The 1920-nt window shown below is 41.0% G+C and carries 1 protein-coding gene and 1 CRISPR repeat array; the gene reads right to left on the bottom strand.

Annotated elements, in window-relative coordinates:
• Positions 1–278 precede the first annotated feature (278 nt).
• The gene (locus CARFE_RS0112180) at positions 279–1505 is read right to left on the bottom strand and encodes an IS256 family transposase (protein ID WP_028052934.1); all 1227 of its coding nucleotides are present in this window, start codon (positions 1503–1505) and stop codon (positions 279–281) included.
• A 106-nt stretch (positions 1506–1611) separates the two neighbouring features.
• Positions 1612–1908: direct repeats of the CRISPR family, unit length 30 nt; unit sequence GTTTATAACCCACAATGGTTCTACCTAAAC.
• The last annotated feature ends 12 nt before the right edge of the window (positions 1909–1920 follow it).

Below are 1920 nucleotides of genomic sequence, written 5' to 3' on the forward strand. Positions count from 1 at the left end.
CAGAGTTAATTTAGATTGGAGGCTTTAAAGTCGGGGGTAGAGATAATAGAATTTACTTCTTTTTCATCAAAGATAGTCATAAAAATACTTTTTTTGATCAAGTCCAAATTTTTGTGTAAAAATCCCTCTGGTTAGAATCCAGGTGATTAATCACCACCGCTTATCTAGGATACCGCCTCCGGCCCTTAAGGGGTCAAGGATACGCTGTCGCCGGGCTTTACCCGTCCTTGACCCCAGGTCCTCCGGCGGTTATGAACAGTCGCCGGTGGTGATAAAGTCTATCTTATTGGAATAACCTTTTCTCCTGATTTTTTTGAGACTTCCTTCTGCCATTCAAAATATTCGGCCATGTCCAAGTATTTTTTACTCGAGGCCCATTTTTCATCTTGTTCCATTAGTAAAGCACCAATTAAGCGGATAGCCGATTCCCGATTAGGAAAGATCCTAATTACCCTTTCGCGCCGGCGGATTTCTTCGTTTAAGCGTTCTAAACTATTAGTGGTACGAAGTCTTTTGCGATACCGTTCAGGAAGTTCTAAAACAGCTACAGCATCTTCAAAACCAGATTCTAAAATATCCATGGCCTTAGCCGCCTTAGTTCTATACTCATCAAGTACCTGATTTAGTAACATTCTTGCGGTATCTGTATCCGGAGCTTCAAGTATAGCTCTTACTTTGGCATGGATTTCTTTTTGTAAAGCTTTTGGGGTTTTATCGAGAATATTGCGCATGAAATGGGTTTGGCACCGCTGCCAGGTTGCTCCCTGGAAGTGCTGACGAATAGCTCGTCTTAAGCCGTTATGATGGTCAGAAACTACTAAGTCAACGCCATGTAAACCTCTTTGTTTGAGCCAGGAAAAAAATTCACTCCAGCTTTCTTCTGATTCGCTGTCGCCAAGCATAATCCCTAATACTTCCCGGTAACCTTCTTCGTTTACACCAACAGCAATTAATACGCCCCGTTGACGGACACGGCCATCTTCTCTAATTCTTATGACCATAGCATCAACTATGATAAAGGGGTAGCTTTTTTCTCTAAGAGGCCTTGAATTCCAGCTGGTTACAATCGGGTCAAGGTTTTTACAGAGTTCTGAAATTGTAGACTTTGAAAACTCTGTACCGCAAAGTTCATAAGTTATCTCTTCAATTTTTCTGGTAGATACGCCATTAACCACCATTTCCATTAATGCCAGTAAAAGTGCCTGTTCGCTTCTCTGGTAACGGCGAAAGATATCAGTAGTAAATTTACCTTCTCTAAGTCTTGGAACTCTTAAGGTAAGCGTACCTACACGGGTAACTAAATTTCTTGGATAATAGCCATTGCGATAATCTTGTCTTTCGTCAGTTCTTTCGTAAGGGTCAGCTTTGATTTGCTCTTTGGCCTGGGCTTGGAGTATTTGATTAAGCACGGATTCTAAAAGTTTAGCTACTCCTTCATCTTTTGCTCCATTGAGAAAGAGGTGATGCAAAATTTCGGAATCAATGGTAATATTATATTGAGCCATTTCTCATCCCTCCAGTTAGGTTTTTGGTTTGGTCACCTTTAATTCTAACCAGAGGGTGGGAATGGCTCAACCTTTTTTAAATTCCCCTTTTTACACAATTATATGGACTTAACTCCCACAATGGTTCTACCTAAACGCCCGACAGCTTTTCTTACGAACAGTTGCTAAAGATTGTTTATAACCCACAATGGTTCTACCTAAACTGTTCTTTTAACAATCCCAAAACCGCAGTTGTTAGGCGTTTATAACCCACAATGGTTCTACCTAAACCAACCGAAAAAGAAGAAAAGCAAGAAGCAGGAAAACGTTTATAACCCACAATGGTTCTACCTAAACAGGCGAAGAACCCGTTCTCTGCTGGACGGTATCCACGGTTTATAACCCACAATGGTTCTACCTAAACCTTCTTAATGCC

The organism is Carboxydothermus ferrireducens DSM 11255, from assembly GCF_000427565.1.
Classification (GTDB): Bacteria; Bacillota; Z-2901; order Carboxydothermales; family Carboxydothermaceae; genus Carboxydothermus; species Carboxydothermus hydrogenoformans.

Bases quoted from the DNA above. Each gene is read 5' to 3' on its own strand.
- CARFE_RS0112180 (WP_028052934.1), bottom strand. From the start codon at position 1,505: ATGGCTCAATATAATATTACCATTGATTCCGAAATTTTGCATCACCTC.